Annotated in this window: 19 protein-coding genes; 2 read left to right on the top strand and 17 right to left on the bottom strand. The window is 58.2% G+C overall.

The genetic code is table 11. The annotated features are described in order from the left end of the window. Positions 1-33: 33 nt before the first annotated feature. On the bottom strand, positions 34-2472 hold the full coding sequence (locus Q1A51_RS03090; protein ID WP_299603693.1) for a ligase-associated DNA damage response DEXH box helicase: 2439 nt from the start codon (positions 2470-2472) through the stop codon (positions 34-36). A gap of 291 nt (positions 2473-2763) precedes the next feature. Here Q1A51_RS03090 and Q1A51_RS03085 point away from each other — a divergent pair, with 291 nt between their 5' ends. Beyond that, complete coding sequence (locus Q1A51_RS03085) at positions 2764-3321, top strand: hypothetical protein (protein WP_299603691.1); 558 nt, start codon at positions 2764-2766, stop codon at positions 3319-3321. 22 nt (positions 3322-3343) lie between these two features. Here Q1A51_RS03085 and Q1A51_RS03080 read toward each other — a convergent pair whose 3' ends face one another. From Q1A51_RS03080 to Q1A51_RS03015, 14 genes are all read right to left on the bottom strand, one after another. Then, on the bottom strand, positions 3344-4132 hold the full coding sequence (locus Q1A51_RS03080; protein ID WP_299603688.1) for an NAD(P)-binding domain-containing protein: 789 nt from the start codon (positions 4130-4132) through the stop codon (positions 3344-3346). After that, positions 4129-5436: an ATPase gene (locus Q1A51_RS03075; RefSeq protein WP_299603685.1), complete on the bottom strand. Its 1308-nt coding sequence runs from the start codon at positions 5434-5436 to the stop codon at positions 4129-4131. The genes Q1A51_RS03080 and Q1A51_RS03075 overlap by 4 nt, the downstream gene beginning before the upstream one ends. A 78-nt stretch (positions 5437-5514) precedes the next feature. Further along, positions 5515-6015 (bottom strand): prepilin peptidase, encoded by a 501-nt coding sequence (locus Q1A51_RS03070; protein ID WP_299603682.1) that lies wholly within the window; start codon positions 6013-6015, stop codon positions 5515-5517. 3 nt (positions 6016-6018) lie between these two features. Further along, positions 6019-6882 carry a tetratricopeptide repeat protein gene (locus tag Q1A51_RS03065; protein WP_299603679.1) on the bottom strand — a complete coding sequence of 288 codons (864 nt, stop codon included), beginning with the start codon at positions 6880-6882 and terminating at the stop codon, positions 6019-6021. A 107-nt stretch (positions 6883-6989) separates the two neighbouring features. Then, a complete protein-coding gene (locus tag Q1A51_RS03060; RefSeq protein ID WP_299603676.1) occupies positions 6990-7574 on the bottom strand; it encodes a tetratricopeptide repeat protein in 585 nt (194 codons plus the stop codon). Positions 7575-7650: 76 nt separating this feature from the next. Continuing rightward, on the bottom strand, positions 7651-8631 hold the full coding sequence (locus tag Q1A51_RS03055) for a type II secretion system F family protein (RefSeq protein ID WP_299603674.1): 981 nt from the start codon (positions 8629-8631) through the stop codon (positions 7651-7653). Positions 8632-8641: 10 nt separating this feature from the next. Then, on the bottom strand, positions 8642-9607 hold the full coding sequence (locus tag Q1A51_RS03050; RefSeq protein WP_299208963.1) for a type II secretion system F family protein: 966 nt from the start codon (positions 9605-9607) through the stop codon (positions 8642-8644). 12 nt (positions 9608-9619) lie between these two features. Continuing rightward, positions 9620-11050, bottom strand: a complete 1431-nt coding sequence (locus Q1A51_RS03045; protein ID WP_299208966.1) for a CpaF family protein — start codon at positions 11048-11050, stop codon at positions 9620-9622. A gap of 23 nt (positions 11051-11073) precedes the next feature. Then, a complete protein-coding gene (locus Q1A51_RS03040; RefSeq protein WP_299208968.1) occupies positions 11074-12312 on the bottom strand; it encodes an AAA family ATPase in 1239 nt (412 codons plus the stop codon). 237 nt (positions 12313-12549) lie between these two features. Further along, complete coding sequence (locus Q1A51_RS03035; protein ID WP_299208971.1) at positions 12550-13215, bottom strand: OmpA family protein; 666 nt, start codon at positions 13213-13215, stop codon at positions 12550-12552. A gap of 10 nt (positions 13216-13225) precedes the next feature. Continuing rightward, positions 13226-14653, bottom strand: a complete 1428-nt coding sequence (locus Q1A51_RS03030) for a type II and III secretion system protein family protein (RefSeq protein WP_299603671.1) — start codon at positions 14651-14653, stop codon at positions 13226-13228. A 199-nt stretch (positions 14654-14852) separates the two neighbouring features. Beyond that, entirely contained in the window at positions 14853-15710 is an 858-nt protein-coding gene (gene cpaB, locus Q1A51_RS03025; protein WP_299208977.1) for a Flp pilus assembly protein CpaB, read from the bottom strand. A gap of 198 nt (positions 15711-15908) precedes the next feature. After that, the gene (locus Q1A51_RS03020; RefSeq protein ID WP_366523111.1) at positions 15909-16097 is read right to left on the bottom strand and encodes a hypothetical protein; all 189 of its coding nucleotides are present in this window, start codon (positions 16095-16097) and stop codon (positions 15909-15911) included. Positions 16098-16192: 95 nt separating this feature from the next. Next, positions 16193-16396 (bottom strand): hypothetical protein, encoded by a 204-nt coding sequence (locus tag Q1A51_RS03015; RefSeq protein ID WP_299208980.1) that lies wholly within the window; start codon positions 16394-16396, stop codon positions 16193-16195. A 385-nt stretch (positions 16397-16781) separates the two neighbouring features. Here Q1A51_RS03015 and Q1A51_RS03010 point away from each other — a divergent pair, with 385 nt between their 5' ends. Further along, positions 16782-17573 (top strand): lytic transglycosylase domain-containing protein, encoded by a 792-nt coding sequence (locus tag Q1A51_RS03010; protein ID WP_299604033.1) that lies wholly within the window; start codon positions 16782-16784, stop codon positions 17571-17573. A gap of 55 nt (positions 17574-17628) precedes the next feature. Here Q1A51_RS03010 and Q1A51_RS03005 read toward each other — a convergent pair whose 3' ends face one another. Both Q1A51_RS03005 and Q1A51_RS03000 read right to left on the bottom strand, forming a co-directional pair. Beyond that, a complete protein-coding gene (locus Q1A51_RS03005) occupies positions 17629-17919 on the bottom strand; it encodes a GNAT family N-acetyltransferase (RefSeq protein ID WP_299603668.1) in 291 nt (96 codons plus the stop codon). Next, positions 17912-18538, bottom strand: coding sequence for a 3-oxoacid CoA-transferase subunit B (locus tag Q1A51_RS03000; RefSeq protein ID WP_299603666.1), 627 nt, complete (start codon positions 18536-18538; stop codon positions 17912-17914). The genes Q1A51_RS03005 and Q1A51_RS03000 overlap by 8 nt, the downstream gene beginning before the upstream one ends. Between the last annotated feature and the right edge of the window lie 11 nt (positions 18539-18549).

Genomic DNA, 18549 nt, shown 5'->3' with positions numbered 1-18549 from the left:
CCCGTCGTATTTTGGGTCGGAAGAAGGCTGAGGTTAGAACGGAACGCGCCATTCCCTTTTCTTGGGCTCAGGTGGTAAGCCTGCGGTGGTCATCAGCCGTTCTGCTTCTTCGGCGAGCAGTTTTTCTTCGGCGAGGCCTTTGATGGGGACGCGGCCCACTTCAAGCATCAGGGGGGCTGCGAGAGGCGTGACGCGATCATGTTCTGTCAGGTCGATGCGGGTGCCGATGCGGGCGCACATTTCCTCGATCCGGCCAAAGTCGACAAGGCCGCGCATCGCTTCCTCGCGTGTGATCTGCAGCATGAGGTGGTCCGGGTCATACTTCGCCAGCGTGTCGTAGAGGATGTCGGAGCTGAAGGTGGCTTGTCGTCCGGTCTTGCGGTTGGAGGGCAGGTTGCGTTCGATCAATCCGGCGATTGTGGCCGACGCGCGGAAGGTGCGCTTCATAACGGCGTTGCCTGCAAGCCAGCGGTCGAGCCCGTCCCGCAGAGCGTCGATGTCGAAGAGCGGGGCAGGGTCGGTGATCTTGTTCAGGCCCCAGATGAGCGTGGCGTAGTCGGTGGCGAGGAACCCAAGGGGGTTCAGGCCCGTTTCCTCCATCCGTTTGGTCAAAAGAAGTCCCAGTGTTTGCATCGCGTTGCGGCCTGCGAAGCCGTAGACAGCTGTGTGGATACGGTTGTCATGTGGGAAGCTTTCGATCAGCAGGCGACCCGGTTCGGGCAAGCGGCTGACTTGGCGTTGGAGGGTCAGCCACTCGGATGTGTGTGGCGGTAGGGCGAGCCATGTGTCTTGCTGGAACATCTCGATGATGCGGTGGCTGAGCTGGGTGGAGGTGGCGAACTTGGTGCCGAGGAAGGTGGCGATCTTTGGCCTCTTGGCCGCATCGCGGGTCACCTGGACGGTCATTTCGCGCAAGGAATCGTACCGGACGATCTGCCCGCCGATCAGGAATGTGTCGCCCGGGGTAAGAGAGGCGGCGAAACCTTCCTCTATCTCGCCTAAAGGTTTGCCCCCTCGGCCCTTGTAGCGCACCTTGAGCGTGTCGGTGTCTTGAATGGTGCCGATGTTCATACGGATGCGTTGGGCGCTGCGGGGATCGCGGAGTTGCCACTGTCCGTCAGGGCGTTGTTGCAGCCGCTTCCATTGGTCGTAGGCGCGCAGGGCGTAACCACCGGTGGCACAGAAATCGAGGCAGGCATCAAATTCTGCGCGAGACAGAGACGTATACGCGCCCGTGGTTGATATTTCGTTAAAGAGGGCATCCGCATCGAACGGGCCCGCGCAGGCGCGTATCAGGATGTGTTGGCAAAGCACGTCGCGGGGGCCATGGCCGCGTGGGTCGCCGTCAAGCGCGCCTTCTTTCACGGCGTCCAAGGCGGCCACGCATTCGACCACTTCGAAGCGGTTTGCGGGTACCAAAAGGGCTTTCGACGGCGCGTTGTATCGGTGGTTGGCGCGACCGATACGCTGCACCAGGCGTTTGACGTTCTTTGGGGCACCGACTTGGATGATAAGATCGACGTCGCCCCAGTCTATGCCGAGGTCGAGCGTGCCGGTACAGACGATGGCCTTGAGCTGCCCATCAATCATGGCCTGTTCGACTTTCTCGCGCTGTTGGCGGTCGAGAGAGCCGTGGTGGATGCCGATCGGCAACTGGTCTTCGTTGGCGAGCCAAATGTTGTGGAAATAAAGCTCCGCCTGGGCGCGGGTGTTGTGGAAGATGAGGGTTGTCTTGTGCTTCTTGACCTCTTCCAGCACCGCAGGGATGGCGTACTTGCCCCCCGAGCCAGACCAGGGGGGAGGTTCGTCTGTCACCAACATCTGGATATCTGGCGGGGGGCCCGGGTCAGCATGGAGTATGTCGCAGGGATCGGGGTGTTTCGCCAGCAGGTGGGCGATAGCCTGTGGATCCTCGACCGTTGCTGAAAGGCCCACACGTTTGAGATCGGGGCGCAGGGCTTGAAGCCGCGACAGGGCGAGGAACATCTGGTCGCCGCGTTTGCTTTCCGCGAGCGCGTGGATTTCATCGACAATTACCCGCTTGAGGCCCGCGAACATGCGCGGCGCGTCTTCGTAGCTGGTGAGTAGCGCGAGGCTTTCGGGGGTGGTCAGCAGGATATGGGGCGGGTCAGCGCGCTGGCGTTTCTTCTGGGTGGCGGAGGTGTCGCCAGTGCGGTCCTCAATCCGGATGTCGAGGCCCATTTCCGCGACAGGTGTACGGAGATTTCGTTTGATATCAGCGGCCAATGCCTTGAGTGGAGAGATGTAGAGAGTGTGTAACCCCTCGTGATCGTTCTCCGACAGATCGGCCAATGTGGGCAGGAAACCAGCCAACGTCTTGCCGCCGCCCGTGGGGGCGATGAGCAGGAGGGCGGGATCGTTTGCGCGTTCCAGCATCTCTTGCTGGTGGGGGTGGATGCTCCAACCTTTGGAGGTGAACCAATCGGTGAAGATGCGGGGGAGGGTGGTCATGAGACGCAATGTAGCGGGTGTGGCGCGCGTGGGAAGTGCGGGAGCCTCCGGCGGGGATTTTTTTGAAACAGGGAAGATGGAGCCGATTCGTGCGGGATTTACCCGGTATTCATGGAGTTTAAGGGTGTAAGGCAGGGTGTCACCCCGCGTGCAGCATCCGTACACCCCTTGTGCACCCCCATCGGGCGGTACGGGTGGGGTTAACGCAACGTGCGGTGGGGCGCCGACGCTGGTTCTGGTCGGTACATATGCTTTCGCTTGGTGCTTTCGTGGCTGTGTCAGTGATTGCCCATGTCAGAGATTGAACGCGGTGAGACGATGGATTTTTTCGACGAAGTCTATGCCGCGATGTCTGAAGGCGACCTCGCCTTTTTAAAGTTTGTTGCCGAGGCGTATCCACCTTTTCCGTTTGGGCAGGACACGACGTTCACGCGATCATGGATAACCCATGCCATACATGCGTGCCACTACACAGTTTTTGATTGGGTGCTGGCCCAAAGGGTACCGGTCAACTTTTGTGACGACGAAGGATACGGCCCGTTGAAATTGTTGTTGGAAATGGAAAGGCAATTTCCGCCCGCCTTGAGCACGAAGGACGTCACCGGCTGGATTGACAGGCTGATTGAGGCCGGAGTGGACGTGAATTTTCGTCATGCGCTGGACGAGACCGCATTGCACCGCGCTGCGATGATTTCATCGCCCCCGGTCGTGCGACATCTTTTGGACTGTGGTGCTGATCCCCTTGCATATGACGCAGAATACGCGCCTGTGCAGCCCATCCACTATGCGAAATGGTCCAAGTGGAAGAACGAGGTAACAGATATCCTGCAGGCAGCGATGAAGCGCTGAGCGGCAGGTGTTGCTGATTTGGTCAACTGCGTGGTTTCAAGGATCGGATTGTCGCCTGCACCTGTCTCGGGAGCGACGTGTCGGCGCCGTCCGGGGCGGCGTCGAGGGCGGCTGATACATCCTTGACCAGGATGCCTATGGAGTTGTCGGGGGCGTAGCCGTGTTTCGCGAACTCGATCGTGTCGAATCCGGAGGTGAGCCAGTTTTGTCCTGACGACGTTTCGATCAGGTTCAGGAGGTGTTGGGTATCCAGCCCGGCCTCGTCCGCCCAGTCCAGCACAAGCCGGGTCATGGCGGTGTGAGATGCCGCGAGCAGGTTGTTCAGCACCTTGGCCTGCATCCCGGCACCATAGGCGCCCATGTGGTGAAAGTGTTGGCCCATGAGCGCGAGCAGGGGCTTGGCATCGTCGATGTCAGACTGTGTGCCACCGAGCATGAAGCTGAGCGTGCGGTTTTCGGCGGCGATGACCGCACCGGACATCGGCGCGTCGATCAGGGTGATGTGGCTTGGAACTCTGTTGCGCAGGCCAAGAATATAGCGCGGCGACAGCGTGGAGCAGATGAAGACGCGCCGCAGCTTGGGTGCGGTGCCCATCAGGTTCTGGGTGTCAAACAAAAGAGCATTGGTTTCACCTTCGTCCCGGACAACGGAAAACAGGGTTTCCACCTCGGGGGCAAAGGCCATGATGTTGGTGGTTGTGTCAGACAGGCCCTTGTCCACCACATCAAAGCCTTTGACGTGCGCGCCCCCGTCGCGCAGGGCGGCCAGCATTGGCAGCCCCATGCGTCCGCAGCCCGCGAGGCCGATCATTTGACGATATGTTCGTCCTTGACGAACATGTTGGCCCACGCCCGGTCGATCAGTTCGGGCGTCATCTGAAGCGGGATGCCTTCAAAATTGCAGGTGGCGACCATCTGATCCACCAGGAAGTTTGGCTGGTAGTTGGCGTAGATGTTGTCGATCGTCGGATACTTGACCTTGAGCAGGTACACGAGCGCCTCTTCGTTCAGGGCCATCCCTTTCTTCTTGGCCACCATGGCAAAGATTTTCAGGAAATTCGCCTGGTTCGGGCCGTCGATCTTGATCTTGAAGAAGATCCGGCGCAGGGCCGCTTGGTCGAAGATTTCGTTCGGGTGGAAGTTGGTCGAGAAGACGACCAGCGTGTCGAAGGGTACCTCGAATTTCTCACCTGATTGCAGGGCGAGGATGTCCTTGGATTCTTCGAGTGGGACGATCCAGCGGTTGACGAGCGCTTGTGGCGGTTCGGCCTGACGGCCAAGGTCGTCCACGATGAAGATGCCGCCGGTGGACTTCAGCTGCAGAGGCGCCTGGTAGGTCCGCGCCGTGGGGTTGTAGACGAGGTCCAGCATGTCCAGCGACAGTTCACCCCCTGTGATCACCGTGGGGCGTTCGCATTTGACGTAGCGCTTGTCATAAGGCGTGGTGCGCCGCAGCGAGTTGGGGTCCTGTGCCTCTTCCGGGGCCTGCACGTGCACGATCGGGTCATAGACCGTGATGACCTGACCCGCATATTCGATGGCACGCGGGACATAGACGTTGTCCCCCAGCGCATCGCGGATGCCGTTTGAGATGGACGATTTACCGTTGCCGGGGGGGCCATACATCAGGATCGACCGGCCTGCGCTGACCGCTGGGCCAAGCTGGTCTAGAAGGTCATCGGGCAGGACGAGGTGGCCCATCGCACCGGTTAGCTGTTGCCGTGTGACCATGATGTTGCGGATGGATTGGCGTTTCACCTGTGCGCGGTAAACTTCCAGCGGGACGGGCATGGCGCCGAAATACTCAGATTGGGCCAACGCATCCAGGGCGCGTGCCTTGCCGCTGTCCGTCAGTTGATAGCCCATTTCATTGCCATTGTTGGCATTGAGCGTACCAGTCGCCTCCATCAGCCGCTGGTCACGACACATGTCGATGAGTTCCTGGACAACCGGAATGGGCAAACACAGCGCCGGGCTGAGGTCGGACACCATGTCGAGGTTCTTTCGGAACATGGTTTTCAGCAAGATGTCCCGCATCATCACCACGGGCAGTTTCATCTCTTCCAGCCGTTTGGGAGCCGGGGGCGCAATCACGTCCGAGACTTGCATGTTCATGAGGCGGGCCTGTGTTCTGCTGCGTATTGTTGTGTGTGGTCTAGCGCAGCACTTCGGCCAAAATATGGCTTTAAGAGGTCAAGAGCCGTACAGCGCCGCCAGCCCGAGATAGATCGCAAGGGTAGGGCCCAGTGCAAATCCCATGGGGAATTTGCGCCCTTCCTGGCTCCAACTGGCCCAATTGGGGGCGAATGTGCGTAAAGGGGTGCGTTTTGCGATGGTGTGGACCGCGTATGCTGCCAGAAGGACGGTGGCAAAGAGTGCCATAAGCATACGAATATCCCCAAGCGCCACGTATGGTGCGGCTGCGGCGAGGAACTTGGCGTCACCCGCCCCCATGGCTCCAGCAGCGTTCAGGATCATGCCGACGACGAGAACAATGGCCAGATGGGCGAGCTGCCACAGATAGGCGTCCATCGGGTAGAGGAATGGCCCCATGGCCGCGAAGATCGCGGCCATCGCAAGCACCGTTGGATTGGTAATCCGCATTTCTGCCAGGTCGGTATAGGCGACATACAGGCAGAGCGGAACCAGCAGCGGCAGGAACCATAGGGCCACCGTGGCCGAAAGCGCAATCATGTCTTACCCGTTCGAGACGTTGTTCTCGAGCGCGCGCAACGACCGAACTGCCGCCTCGAAGTGCTGCGGGTGGGTTTCGATGGCATCGCGCAACAGGCCCTTGCCTGTTTCGAGGTTGCCCTGTTTGACCGCCGCGAGACCCAATGTATGCAGCAATTGCGCACGCTCCGTCTGATCCATGGGGATCACCGGCAGGCTGTAGTTGCCCTGGGCGCCACGGGCGAGGATCAGGTTGTTCTTGGCTGTGAACAGGCTGGGATCCTGACGGATCGCATCGGTGAACAGCCGTTCGGCATCGCCGAAATCGCCGCGCGTCAGCTTGGAGTAACCCCAGTTGTTCAACACGCCGGAGGGGCGCGTGGTCAAGCCTACGGCGGTTTCATAGAAACTGTCAGCCTTCTTCCATTCCTGGTTGCTGTCGGCGACAAGTGCTTCGAGGCGGTAGCGTTTGAAGGTTTCGACTGTCGGGGGGACCTTGTCCAGCTCTTCCTCGGCGCGGGCCCAGTCGCCCGAACGCAGGAGCGCGTCCGCAAAATCCACGCGGTCGTCATTCGTGACCCCGTCAAGTTTCACCAGTCTTGCGTAGGCCGAGCTGGCCTCGGTATAGCGTTTGGCTCGCACGAGGCTGATGGCGAGGCCGCGCTGCGCGTCAATCCGGCCCGGGTTTTCTTTGCTTGTGCGGCTGAAGTGGGCCACCGCTTCGTTCGGGTCCGCGACAGTCAGCATGACGTCGTTCAGGTCGCTTTCATCCACGACGTTCACGTCCTGAAAGGCCCGTTCGACGGTTTCTTCGGCGTTTTTCTGATCGCAAGCGGCAAGGGCCATAGCGCTCGAAAGAGCGACGGCCATGAATACGGAGTGGCGCATGTTTGCGTCCTTTTTCCTGCTCGTTCGCGCCGTGCTTTTTGCTGCCCGGTCGCATCCCTTTTGCGCCCATGATAGCGCAGCCTCAAACCCACCCGAAGGCGGAAAAATCAAGATGCAGTGCGGATCAAAAAGTCGCTGCTGCCTCGACGGACCAGTTTATACTGGTTCTCATTGGGCGCTACGCTAACAGAATTTTCAGATTTTGCGAGTGCCAAGCGCAAATTATCCCGAATAAGTGTGCTTTCTCCGTCATCCAATGCGAATGCACGGCGAAAGATCTGTACGGCTTCGGCCGTTTTGCCCTGTTCCATCAACACAACCCCAAGGTTGTTCAGATCAGAGGGGACCGGATCATATTCGGTGGTGGCGCGGCGCAAGAGCTTTTCAGCCTGGTTCAATCTGCCAAGCCCGAGATTGGCAGTGCCGAGGCCGGACAGGATTTCAGCATCAAACCCGCCCCGGTCAAGTGCGGCGCGATTAAAGGATTTGATGGCCAGTTCAAATTCGCCCGCGGCAATGAGGCGGTGGCCCACTTCAACACCGTCGACCCCATTTGCGCGGCGGTCGACGCCCGGGGCAAACGGCCCGGTCTGCGAAGCGTCGATGCCCGGCTCTCCACAAGCGGTTAGGGCGAATGTGAGGGGAAGGGCAAGGAATACCCGGATGCCTGTGATCATGGTGGTCTTTGCCACGTCTCATTATTGACTGCACCGCCCGCCCGAAAAGGACGCGCGGTGCAAGCGTTGTAGCACGGGTCAGGCCGTTGGCCTAGTTGCCGAGTGAACTCATGTTGCCAAATTGCGTAATGCCGTGCGCAGATGGCCCCACGAGGATCATAAGTAAAGGCGGCACTGTCAGCATCATTGTGGCAAGCGTCATCTTGGTTGGCAGTTTATTGGCGGCCTCTTCTGCGCGCATGACACGCTTGTCACGCATCTCGCCCGCGTAGACCCGCAGCGCCTCGGCGATCGACGTACCGAAGCTGGCGGATTGCACCAGCACGGTCACGAAGCTGGCCACGTCCTGCACGCCGCAGCGTTCGCCCATGTCATTCAGCACGGTCACCTTGTCCTTACCGGCCTTCATTTCAAGACTGACAATCATGAATTCATCGGCCAATGCGGGGTAGGACGCCCGCAATTCTGAGGCGACGCGGGTGATGGCCTGATCCAGAGACTGACCCGCTTCGACGCAAACCAGAAGCATGTCCAAAGAGTCAGGGAAGCCCTGCGTGATCTCTTCCTTCCGCTTTTCGACGCGGCGCGTCACCCAATACTGGGGCAGGTAGTAGCCTGCGCCACCGGGACCAATGGTGAACATGATGATTTTTTGGGTCGTCATGTTGTCCGTACCAACAATGAAGTTGGTGTAAACAACACCCAACGCGAGACCGAAGACACCCAGAAGGAACTGGGCCGCGTGGAACATGCGCACCGCGTCACGGGACTGGTAGCCCGCCTGACGCAGGGTCAATTGCCGTTTGGACAGTTCGGCCACATCCTCGGGTTCAAGGAATTTCGAGAACCGTTCAAGCTGCTCGTTGCGCGAGCCCTGGCGCAGGCGCTCTTTGTTCGGGCCACTGGCGGTTGCCATCTGGCTCGACTTCTTGAGCTTGGTCAGCGGGTCCTCGGGTTGCCGCAGCATCATGATGATCACGATTGCGACCATCATCACACCGAGCACGCCAGCCAGCACGATAAAGCCAAGCGGGCCAAGCGCATCCGTTATGGGTTGCAGTAGGGCGTCCATGGCAAGCTCCTTACACTTTGATGTTGGTCAGGACGCGCATCACCATGAGGTTTGCGGCCAGGAAGATACCCACGGCAAAGCAGGCGGGAATGAAATAGGCATGGTCGCGCACGTCGTCGTAATAGTGCGGATCGGTCACGTTGATCACGATCAGCGCCACGATAGGGAAGGCAGACAGGAATTTACCTGACCACTTGGCTTCGGCCGTGATCGCCTTGACCCGGCGGAACAGGCGGAAGCGGGCGCGGATCACCTTGGCCAGACCGGCGAGGATTTCAGCAAGGTTACCACCAGATTGCTGTTGGATCGTCACCGCGACTGACAGGAAGCGCAAATCCTGCATGTCGAGCCGTTCGGCCATGTCCTTGAGGCTTTCGCCCACGTCACGGCCAAAGGCGCTCTCATCGGCGATAAGTCCGAATTCCGAAGCCAGGGGGTCCTGCACCTCTTTCGATACGATCTGGATGGCCGAGCTGAACGGGTGACCGACGCGCAAGGAGCGCACCATGAGCTCAACAGCGTCCGGCAGTTGCTCTTCGAGCATACTGAGCCGTTTGTTGGCCTTGGACGACACCCAGAAATACACCGCACCGATGCCGATGCCGATGGACATGAGGATGCGCACGGGCGTGTCTGTTTCCGTCCCCACGCTGAGCCCGACAAAGGCCACCACTGACAGGCCACCCATGATCATGATCAGCTGTTGAGGCGTGAATGCAATGGCGGCCTTTTGCGCTTTGTCCGCCAGCAGCGAATAGAGCGGGATGGACCGCGCGCCCATGTGCTGCTGCATCTCCTTGCGGAGTTGTTCGAGCACTTCCTCGCGGCGACCCCCGGCCTTGTTCAGCATTTCAAGGCGGCGGTTCACACGGCTGTTGAGGCTGATCGACTTACCAAAGGCGACAAGGTACAGGCCTTCGACCAGTACCAGAACGCCGATAAAGATCAGGCCGTAGATAATTGGTTCTGCACTCATGGCTTCGGATCCTTATTGGGCGGCGACGGGTTCGTAGATGGATGCGGGCAGGTCATAGCCCCACATGCGGAAGCGTTCGGAATAGTGCGAGCGCACGCCTGTGGCGGTGAAGTGACCTATGATCTTGTTGTCGGGCGTGAGGCCCACGCGCTGGAAGCGGAACACTTCCTGCATGGAAATCACGTCGCCCTCCATGCCGGTGATCTCGGTGATCGACGTCATGCGGCGCGAGCCGTCCTGCAGACGCGAGGCCTGCACGATCAGGTTCACAGCCGAGGAGATTTGCGAGCGCACCGCCTTGAGCGGCATTTCGATCCCAGCCATGGCGATCATGTTCTCCAGGCGGCTGACCCCATCGCGGGCGGAGTTGGCGTGGATCGTGGTCATGGACCCGTCGTGGCCGGTGTTCATGGCCTGGAGCATGTCGATGACTTCCTCGCCTCGCGTTTCGCCCACGATGATGCGGTCGGGGCGCATACGCAGCGCGTTTTTCAGACAATCGCGTGGGGACACCTCGCCCTTGCCTTCGACGTTGGGCGGGCGGCTTTCCATCCGGCCCACATGGGTCTGTTGCAGCTGGAGTTCCGCCGTATCCTCGATTGTCAGGATACGTTCGGCATTGTCGATGAAGGACGACAGCGCATTCAGAGTGGTCGTTTTCCCGGACCCGGTACCGCCCGACACGATCACATTCAGCCGTGTGGCGACCGCAGCCTGCAGATAGGCGGCCATCTCTTCGGTGAAAGCACCGAAATTGACCAGGTCATCGATACCCAGCTTATCCTTTTTGAACTTCCTGATGGAGACGAGGCTGCCGTCCACCGCGATGGGGGGCACCATGGCATTGAAACGCGAGCCGTCCTGCAAACGGGCGTCCACATAGGGGTTGGATTCGTCGACACGACGACCCACAGCGCTCACGATCTTGTCGATGATGCGCAGCAGGTGGCGTTCGTCCTTGAACGTGACGTCGGTCAGTTCCAGCTTGCCCGACCGCTCAACAAAGATCTGCTGCGGGCCGTTGACCAGAATATCGTTGACGCTTTCGTCTTTCAAAAGCGTTTCAAGGGGCCCGAGCCCCGTCACTTCGTCAAACAGTTCCTGGTTGAGGGTCTGGCGATCCTCACGGTTCAGGATGATGTTCTTTTCCGTCAGAACCTCGGACGAAATGGCGCTGATTTCCTGGCGCAGGTCCTGTTCGGTCGCATGTTCGAGGGCCGCCAGGTTCAGGTTGTCCAACAGCGCGCGGTGCAGTTCGAGTTTGATCTCGCCCATGCGTTCCTTACGCTTGCGTTCCTTGTCCATCGGAGTGACGGTCGCGGGTTGGGATGGGTTCGCCTTGCGCGCAATCTTGGGCTTCTCGTCGGCCTTGGGCAATTCCGCGACCTTTTCCGCCGGCGCTGCGACTGGCTTGGGTTCGGCCTTTTTGTACTTGGAAAACATCGAGGGATCCTCCGATTAACGGATCACGCCGCTTTGGCGTGGTCCTCGCTGAGTTCGTGGATGGATGCGGCCAGCTTGGCGATTTCGCGGCGCAGCGGGTTCTTGGTGGCCGAGCTTGCCAGCGGCACGCCATGATCAGCGCCTTGGCTGATCGGCTTGCCACCATCCGGCAATTGCACCTCGACCGAGATGTCCAGACTTTCAGACAAGCGCTTGACCCGGGCTTTGCCTCCCAGATCGGTGAACTTCGGTGCACGGTTCAGCACGTAGCGCAGCTTTTCGATGGGCAGGTCTTCGGCTTGCAGGGCGCGTTTGAAACGCAGCGTGTTCTGGGCCGATCGCATATCCATCTCAAGCGTGGTGAAATAGAGATGCGATGCGGTCAGTACGGTTTCTGTCCACTGGACGAGCGTCGAAGGCATATCGACTACGACATAGTCGAAATGCGCACGTGCCATTTCAATCACCCGGCTCACGTCTTCGGGTGCGACAAGATCCAGTGGGATCATGTCAGCCGGTGCCGTCAGCACCTGCAATTTTTCTTCGAATGTCAAAAGCGATTGGCCAAAGATTTCGTCGTCCATGCTTTCGGTGTCCGACAGCATTTCAAATACGGCTTCGCGCCGCGGCAGATCGAGATAGGTCGAGGTCGAGCCAAACTGAAAGTCAAGGTCCAACAAGCAGACTGAGGGTGTATCGCCGTCACACAGCAACGCCAATTCCCAAGCGAGGTTTACAGCCAGCGTCGTGGCGCCTGTCCCTCCGGCCACACCATGACACACAAAGATGGCACCTTGTTTATCCGCACCGGATTTTAGGTTTGCAGTCTTCTCATCATTGGCAGGCTGAGGTTGCCCACTGGATTTCAGGCGATCTATCGCTTGCTGTAATTCGCCTTCGGGAAGCGGGTAGGGGACAAACTCGTCAGCCCCTTGGCGCAGCAGCTGATGCAAGGATGCAGGCGTGACGTCTTCGGCGATCAGGATCACCTTTATGCCATGGGCTTTGGCTTGGGTGATGATCTCGCCCAGAAGAACGAGGTTGTCTTCGTCTTCTTCATTCAGTGCCAGCGCCACAAATTCCATGGCTTCGGCATCGGGTTGATTGAAAAAGGCCAAGGCTTCGGCAAAACCAAGATCGCCCCAGGCTTCGCCCAGTGCTTGCTCCATGTCCTCGATCAACAAGTCGAAATTCTGAACATCACGGCTGATGGTACAGGCCGTGATTGGTGCAGTTTCTGGTTGCGGCATTGCGCTGCTCATTGCCCACTCGTCCTTTGCTCAATGGGCGTGGCATCCGGTTTTGCCGTTTCGGCATGTGGATGCTGCGGCCCTCACCCGGTGCTTTTGCCGGGCATACGTGTCCTCAGGGGCAGTTGTCGCAACGAATTCAGGCGAGATTTGGGCCAAAAAGCTCCAATTGTTGGGTATCTCAGAACGATAAGGGGCCCGCAGACAGGATTGTCTGCGGGCCCCCTACGTAGATGGACAGGAGTTTTGCTACTGTTCGGTTCTGAGATCGGCGCCGGCTGTGCCGGTCAGCCCAGTGGGCGCTACAGCCGATTCAACATAGTCGCGATAGATGATTTGAGCATATTTACCATCCAGGACGGTGGGATGCGATTGTACGAACCCACTCACCTCTGTCACGGTGCGACGGTTGCGCCGTTCGCGGCCTTGGGTCACGATCAAAGGCTGGGTTTCGCCAAACGAAGCCACGGCCTCAAGGCGTGACCGGCTGATCCCTTGGGTGCTGAGGTATTGTACAACCGTGTTTGCGCGGGCAAGGCCCAGACGTTTGTTATAGGCAGCGGATCCAACTGCATCCGTATGCCCATAAACGCGGAATCGGATCTCAGGGAATTGGCGGATCCAGATTGCCTGTTCTCTAAGAACATCACGCGCACCCGCATCAAGTTGCGAAGAGTTGAACGCGAAATTGACAGTCGTGCCGACCTCTGATGCGAAACGACGCGCCAGATCGAACGTGTACTGGCGTTCGCCCGTCAGGATCAGCGTATTGTTTGCCGTGGAGTTTCCAAACTGGCCCGTATCTACCACTGCACCCGCTTCGCGGTAGAACTGTGTATAGACGGGATCATTGGATGCTGTGCAGGCACCAAGGGCCAAACTGCTTGCCAATGCGACGGTGAAGATCGGTTTCATGATCCTGTCCTTAGTCCAACACGTATCCATATGAGCCGGAGAAGTCCTGCTTGGCAACCTCGCCTGCACCGCCCTGTTCGGGCGCTCGTGTGCCGGCGGCGGTCCGACCGAAGAGGAACAAGTCCCGCTCGCTTGGAGGTTTGATCCGATCCGTTGGCAGCGCCAGTGCATCGCCACGAACCGGAGAAACGAGGTGTGCGGTGATTATAATCACCAGTTCTGACTGGTCGCGCTGATAGGACGCTGACCGGAAGAGGGCGCCCAATACCGGCACATCACCGAGCCATGGCAGTTGCTGGTTCTCGTCGATAAAGTTGTCTTCGAGTAGACCAGCAATCGCAAAGCTTTCACCATCACGCAATTCGACCGTTGTCGCGGTTTCGCGGCGGCTGAATGCATCAATGGTGAAGCCATCGAAGGACAGGCCGTTGTTCGGGTCGATGTCGGACACGGCTGCTTCAAGTTCCAGGTTGATCAGATCCTTGTCGACAACCCGGGGGATAAAGCTCAGCTGGATACCGAAGGGTTTGAATTCAACGGTGATAACGCCGTCTTCCTGTGCAATCGGAACCGGATATTCACCACCGGCGAGAAAACGTGCCTCTTGACCTGATAGGGCAACGAGGTTTGGCTCAGCCAAAGTGCGCACAACCCCTTTGGTTTCAAGGGCTTCCAGCAAAAGGCCGACGCGCGTGCTTCCGGCATTGAAGCCAAAGACGATTGCGCCGTTGTTTTCGTTGGTGGCTGGTACGAGGTTGTCAAGTGACCGTTGCAGCGCCCCGGATCCCACCGTTGTCCCGGATCCACCGTTTACGTCAACGTCACCGGAAAACAGGCTTCCGTTCAAGGACAGGGACGAGCTGAGCGACTTCGACACGCTGCGGTTCATTTCAGCAAAGCGCACCTTCAGCAATACCTGCTGAATGCCGCCAACGCTCATCAGGTTGCTGACGCGTCCTTCGGCGTAGCGTTCCGCCAGATCCAGGGCCCGCTGCAGGCGCGCGCTGGACGATACTATGCCGGACAATACGATACCGTCATTGGCGGTCCGCACTTCAATCTTCTCGCCGGGCAAGATTTGGCGTAACCGCTCTTTGAATTCGGAGATGTCTGCCGACACACGCACGTTCACGTTTGTGATCAGTCGACCGTTTGCATCCAGCAGAGTGAGCGTCGTCAGGCCCGGTGCCTTGCCCAAGACATAGATTGTCTTGTCGCTGAGCGATGAGATATCTGCGATCGCCGGGTTGGCGATACTCAGTTCGGCGAATGCTGTTTCGCTTTCGACCACGACCGCGCGGTTCATCGGCACGCTCAGGGTCGAATCTGTGGACTTGCGTACCACCCGCAAGTTTTCTGCCTGCGCCACTTCTACAATGGGGCCTGCAGCAAAACACAGCCCCAGAAGGGCCGCCTTGAAGAATCCGTCAATTTTCATGTGACCTGCCTTTTTGATCACGCCTCGATGCCGGGTCTTGATGCCCGTGATGCTTGATACCATGCGGCAGTTTAGATTTTTTTGCAAGAATCAATGGGTTCAGGTGATTCTTTTATGTGGACAACTGGCAACAGAAGGTAAAGTTGAAAACCGGCGCCACAAGAGGTGACGCCGGTGTAAGTGATTGAAATGGGGGCAATCAGTTGGTGCAGGGGATCGGAATTTGTACGACGTCCGCGCCGCGGCGCGTCCGGATCGAACAGGTCTTTTCTTCTTCCACTTCGACCTTCACGGCTTTGCTTTCGATGCCAAGAAGGGCGCGTTGATCCACTTCGATGGCACCTGCGACGGTGTCGTCCTCGGCTCCGACGAGGGACAGTGAAAGGCGTCCAGTGGATTGTGCCTGAGCCAGCTTAGCTACTTGTGCCGGGGCGACGGCGACCGTCACGGTCTGCGCAATGACCGTGCCATCGACGTCTCCGGCAGCGTTCTGGTCAATGGCAATCAATTTGATGGCGGGCTGGATCAGCTTGGTGACTTCGCCGCGGCTTTGATCCAGGGTTCTGTCGACTCGACCGGTCCAATACACATCCACTCGGTCACCGGGGCGCAGGAATCCGGAAACACCGGTTGCAACGTCGACTCGAATGGCAAATGCGCGCATGCCGCGCTCAAGACGAGATGTCAGGCCGGCTTCTTCACCAGGTTCCGTCACTTTGACGGCAAGGACCGCCTCGTGCTTCTCCATTGTGCGGAGAACAACGCGGTGTTCGGTCACGCCGTCGGGAAAGAGAGGGTTGTCTTCGGTAAACGCGCCTTCGGGCACGGACGTTTCGGGCCAATCCACGGCACGCACATCTTCAGCAGTTAGCGCTTCACCGTACTTTAGTTGACGGTCCGCGACATAGACCGGAATCGTCGGTACGATTTTCTCGCGTTGGGCGCGTTCGGCGGCCAAGGCCACCTGATACTTCCCGATATAGTTTTTGGCCATGTAAACAGCCCCGCCCGCCAGCGCGATGCCCGCGAGCAAGACCAATCCGAATACCAGTCGCATTTCATTACCTCATTGCTTGGGCTCCTACTCCGGAACGGGCGGAACCTCTTGCGACTTTATTAACGGAAGAATGTGGCGATTTCTGGGAAGGGGTGAGGAAGGCACGAGGCATTCAGGTCGGTATTTGTTTAAAAAAGCAAAGGCCCGGCGCGCATATAGCGGCCGGGCCTTTGACCATAAACGGCTTCTTGTGCTGGACTATTCCCCAGCGAAGAAGTGAGCATCAAAGAATGTTCCGACATTGCCTGCCAGCGTTAATGCGCCAGATTGCATGGTCGTGACGATGAGAATTGCCAAGCCGACGACTGCCGCGCACAGAACAACCCAATCGACTGTCACTGCACCGCGTTCACTGCGTCCGAAGTTTTTCAGGAACTGGATCATCATCAACCTCTACACATGCTCGAATGACTTCAATTAAAATAGGGGCCGCGTCCGGTTGCGGTCACGGCCCCTTTGTTCAGACGATTACGCCGGAACTATTATTCGCCAGCAGGTGCGCCGATCGAACCAACAGTTTGCTCACCAAGGAACGTCTCGGTGGCGGCTGTCAGGTCTTCTGCACCGGACTGGATCGAAGTGTAGGCTGCGATCGCCAGGCCAACAACGGCTGCGGTCAGAACAACCCAGTCAACAGTCACGGCACCGTTTTCGTCTTTGCGGAAGTTTTTGATAAATTTGATCATGATAGTGTCCCTCCAAAGGATCAGTAGATTTACATTAACCTCGCCGTCCTTTGTGAGCCGCTCTCTCTCATTGGCCCGTGTCCGACTTGGTATGCCGCTATATAGTCGGGGGATTGGGGCACGAATTTGACGGCAAATTGAGGATTTCACGTCTCGGTTAGACTTTTTCGAAGTGTTTTTTTAAGATGTTGTTTTTTAAGGGATAATTTTTGAGGGCGACCTGCAATTGGTGTAATTTTCGTTAATCGGCATGGCAAATGTGGCAGCTTTGCCATTTTTTCGCGGTGCAGACTGGCCTGAAACCCGGATTTTTGCGATAATTTTAGAAAGCCGGCCAAAGAGCGGGCGCAAAAGTGAGAGCAGTTTCATGGTTCGTTTGTCTGTAATGCTTCTGGCAGCGCTTGCACTGATGTGTGGCAATGCATTTGCTGATGATCCGCCGCCCTTCAAAGATTTCTCTGCCAAGCGCGTGAAACCGCCGCAGCCGGGAACGAAGAAACGGATCACGGTGCAGATCGACCCCGAAGCGCTAGCGACCGAAGCAAGTGTGCCTGAAGCATCCGATGTTGCCACCGCCCCCAAGACGCCAACTACGCGCTTTGATTGGTTCTGGCAGGACATCTCGCCCGAGATGGACAAGGCGGGTCCTGGCCGGTTGGATGAGGCGCTGAGAGCGCTGGCCCGGGCGGAACAGCCGGTTCCTGTGCCGCGTCTGCAACAAATGCAAGCCTTGGCCCAGGCGCAGGGCATCGACATTCTCAAGGCAACCATCGGCACGGATGTCTCGCCTGCTTTGGTGCTGGCCGTAATGATGGTGGAATCTGCGGGCAAGGCGGATGCGCTGAGCGGGGCAGGGGCGCAGGGCTTGATGCAGTTGATGCCCGATACGGCCGCGCGTTTCGGGGTGCAGGACAGTTTTGTCCCCGCCGAGAACATTGCAGGTGGTGTCAAATACCTGGATTGGCTGATGGATACGTTTGAACGTGATCCTGTGCTTGTGCTTGCAGGGTACAATGCGGGCGAGGGGTCTGTACGAACCCATCAGGGTGTTCCACCCTTTGCAGAGACGCGGGATTACGTGCCCAAGGTGCTGGCGACATTTCAGGTCGCGAAGGGCCTGTGCGTGACACCACCGGAACTTGTTACAGACGGGTGCGTGTTTGCGGCATTGAACTGACATGCTGGAACCGGGCAAAACGCCTGTCCGTATTATCTAATGCAAATCTTTACTGTCAGACATTAAACGCGTCGGCCCAATCGGGATGCATTGCCCGCTGGGCATTCACGAACGGACAGAGAGGGACAATCCTCCATCCTTCCGCCCGCCCATCTTCGACGAGCCTTTTCACCAGCGCTTGCCCGGCACCGGTGCCACGCATGACATCTGGTACACCTGTATGATCCGCAATCCTCGTCTGAGGCGACAGGATCGAATAGGTCAGTTCCGCCTCTGCGCCATCACGGGTCAGGACATATCGGCCTTTTGACCCGTCTTCTTCCCGGCGAATGTCAAACTCAGACAAGGGTCGCTTGCGTGGCGGCGCTCAATTCGTCCTCGGTGACGCCTTCGGCAACCTCGACGATCTTTAGGCCACCATCAACCACATCCAGTACACCAAGGTTCGTGATGATGCGATCAACAACGCCTTTCCCTGTAAGCGGGAGCGTGCATTCCTTGAGCACTTTGCTGTCGCCATGTTTGTTGGTGTGATCCATGACCACCACAACACGACCGACGCCAGCAACAAGGTCCATGGCGCCCCCCATGCCCTTGACCAGCTTGCCGGGGATCATCCAGTTGGCCAGATCGCCGTTTTCGGCCACTTCCATTGCGCCAAGGATTGCCATGGCGATTTTGCCGCCCCGGATCATGCCAAAGCTTTGCGCGCTGTCAAAATACGCGGTCTGGGGTAGTTCGGTGATTGTTTGCTTGCCTGCGTTGATCAGATCGGCGTCCTCTTCACCCTCAATGGGGAAAGGGCCCATGCCAAGCATGCCATTTTCGGACTGCAAAGTAACCTCGATCCCGTCGGGTATATAGTTCGACACCAGGGTGGGAATCCCAATCCCGAGGTTCACATACCAGCCGTCTTCAAGTTCCTGCGCGGCACGCGCCGCCATTTGGTTGCGATCCCAGGGCATCGATTGTCCTT

It is taken from the genome of uncultured Tateyamaria sp., from assembly GCF_947496075.1.
GTDB lineage: Bacteria > Pseudomonadota > Alphaproteobacteria > Rhodobacterales > Rhodobacteraceae > Tateyamaria.
The sequence above is the reverse complement of the archived record's forward strand: the minus strand, read 5'-3'. Positions and strand labels throughout refer to the sequence as shown.

Excerpts from the sequence above, each read along its gene's own strand:
- Q1A51_RS03090 (WP_299603693.1), bottom strand. The coding sequence starts at position 2,472 with ATGACCACCCTCCCCCGCATCTTCACCGATTGGTTCACCTCCAAAGGT.
- Q1A51_RS03085 (WP_299603691.1), top strand. The coding sequence starts at position 2,764 with ATGTCAGAGATTGAACGCGGTGAGACGATGGATTTTTTCGACGAAGTC.
- Q1A51_RS03080 (WP_299603688.1), bottom strand. The coding sequence starts at position 4,132 with ATGATCGGCCTCGCGGGCTGCGGACGCATGGGGCTGCCAATGCTGGCC.
- Q1A51_RS03075 (WP_299603685.1), bottom strand. The coding sequence starts at position 5,436 with ATGAACATGCAAGTCTCGGACGTGATTGCGCCCCCGGCTCCCAAACGG.
- Q1A51_RS03070 (WP_299603682.1), bottom strand. The coding sequence starts at position 6,015 with ATGATTGCGCTTTCGGCCACGGTGGCCCTATGGTTCCTGCCGCTGCTG.
- Q1A51_RS03065 (WP_299603679.1), bottom strand. The coding sequence starts at position 6,882 with ATGCGCCACTCCGTATTCATGGCCGTCGCTCTTTCGAGCGCTATGGCC.
- Q1A51_RS03055 (WP_299603674.1), bottom strand. The coding sequence starts at position 8,631 with ATGGACGCCCTACTGCAACCCATAACGGATGCGCTTGGCCCGCTTGGC.
- Q1A51_RS03050 (WP_299208963.1), bottom strand. The coding sequence starts at position 9,607 with ATGAGTGCAGAACCAATTATCTACGGCCTGATCTTTATCGGCGTTCTG.
- Q1A51_RS03045 (WP_299208966.1), bottom strand. The coding sequence starts at position 11,050 with ATGTTTTCCAAGTACAAAAAGGCCGAACCCAAGCCAGTCGCAGCGCCG.
- Q1A51_RS03040 (WP_299208968.1), bottom strand. The coding sequence starts at position 12,312 with ATGAGCAGCGCAATGCCGCAACCAGAAACTGCACCAATCACGGCCTGT.
- Q1A51_RS03035 (WP_299208971.1), bottom strand. The coding sequence starts at position 13,215 with ATGAAACCGATCTTCACCGTCGCATTGGCAAGCAGTTTGGCCCTTGGT.
- Q1A51_RS03030 (WP_299603671.1), bottom strand. The coding sequence starts at position 14,653 with ATGAAAATTGACGGATTCTTCAAGGCGGCCCTTCTGGGGCTGTGTTTT.
- cpaB (WP_299208977.1), bottom strand. The coding sequence starts at position 15,710 with ATGCGACTGGTATTCGGATTGGTCTTGCTCGCGGGCATCGCGCTGGCG.
- Q1A51_RS03020 (WP_366523111.1), bottom strand. The coding sequence starts at position 16,097 with ATGATGATCCAGTTCCTGAAAAACTTCGGACGCAGTGAACGCGGTGCA.
- Q1A51_RS03015 (WP_299208980.1), bottom strand. The coding sequence starts at position 16,396 with ATGATCAAATTTATCAAAAACTTCCGCAAAGACGAAAACGGTGCCGTG.
- Q1A51_RS03010 (WP_299604033.1), top strand. The coding sequence starts at position 16,782 with ATGCTTCTGGCAGCGCTTGCACTGATGTGTGGCAATGCATTTGCTGAT.
- Q1A51_RS03000 (WP_299603666.1), bottom strand. The coding sequence starts at position 18,538 with ATGCCCTGGGATCGCAACCAAATGGCGGCGCGTGCCGCGCAGGAACTT.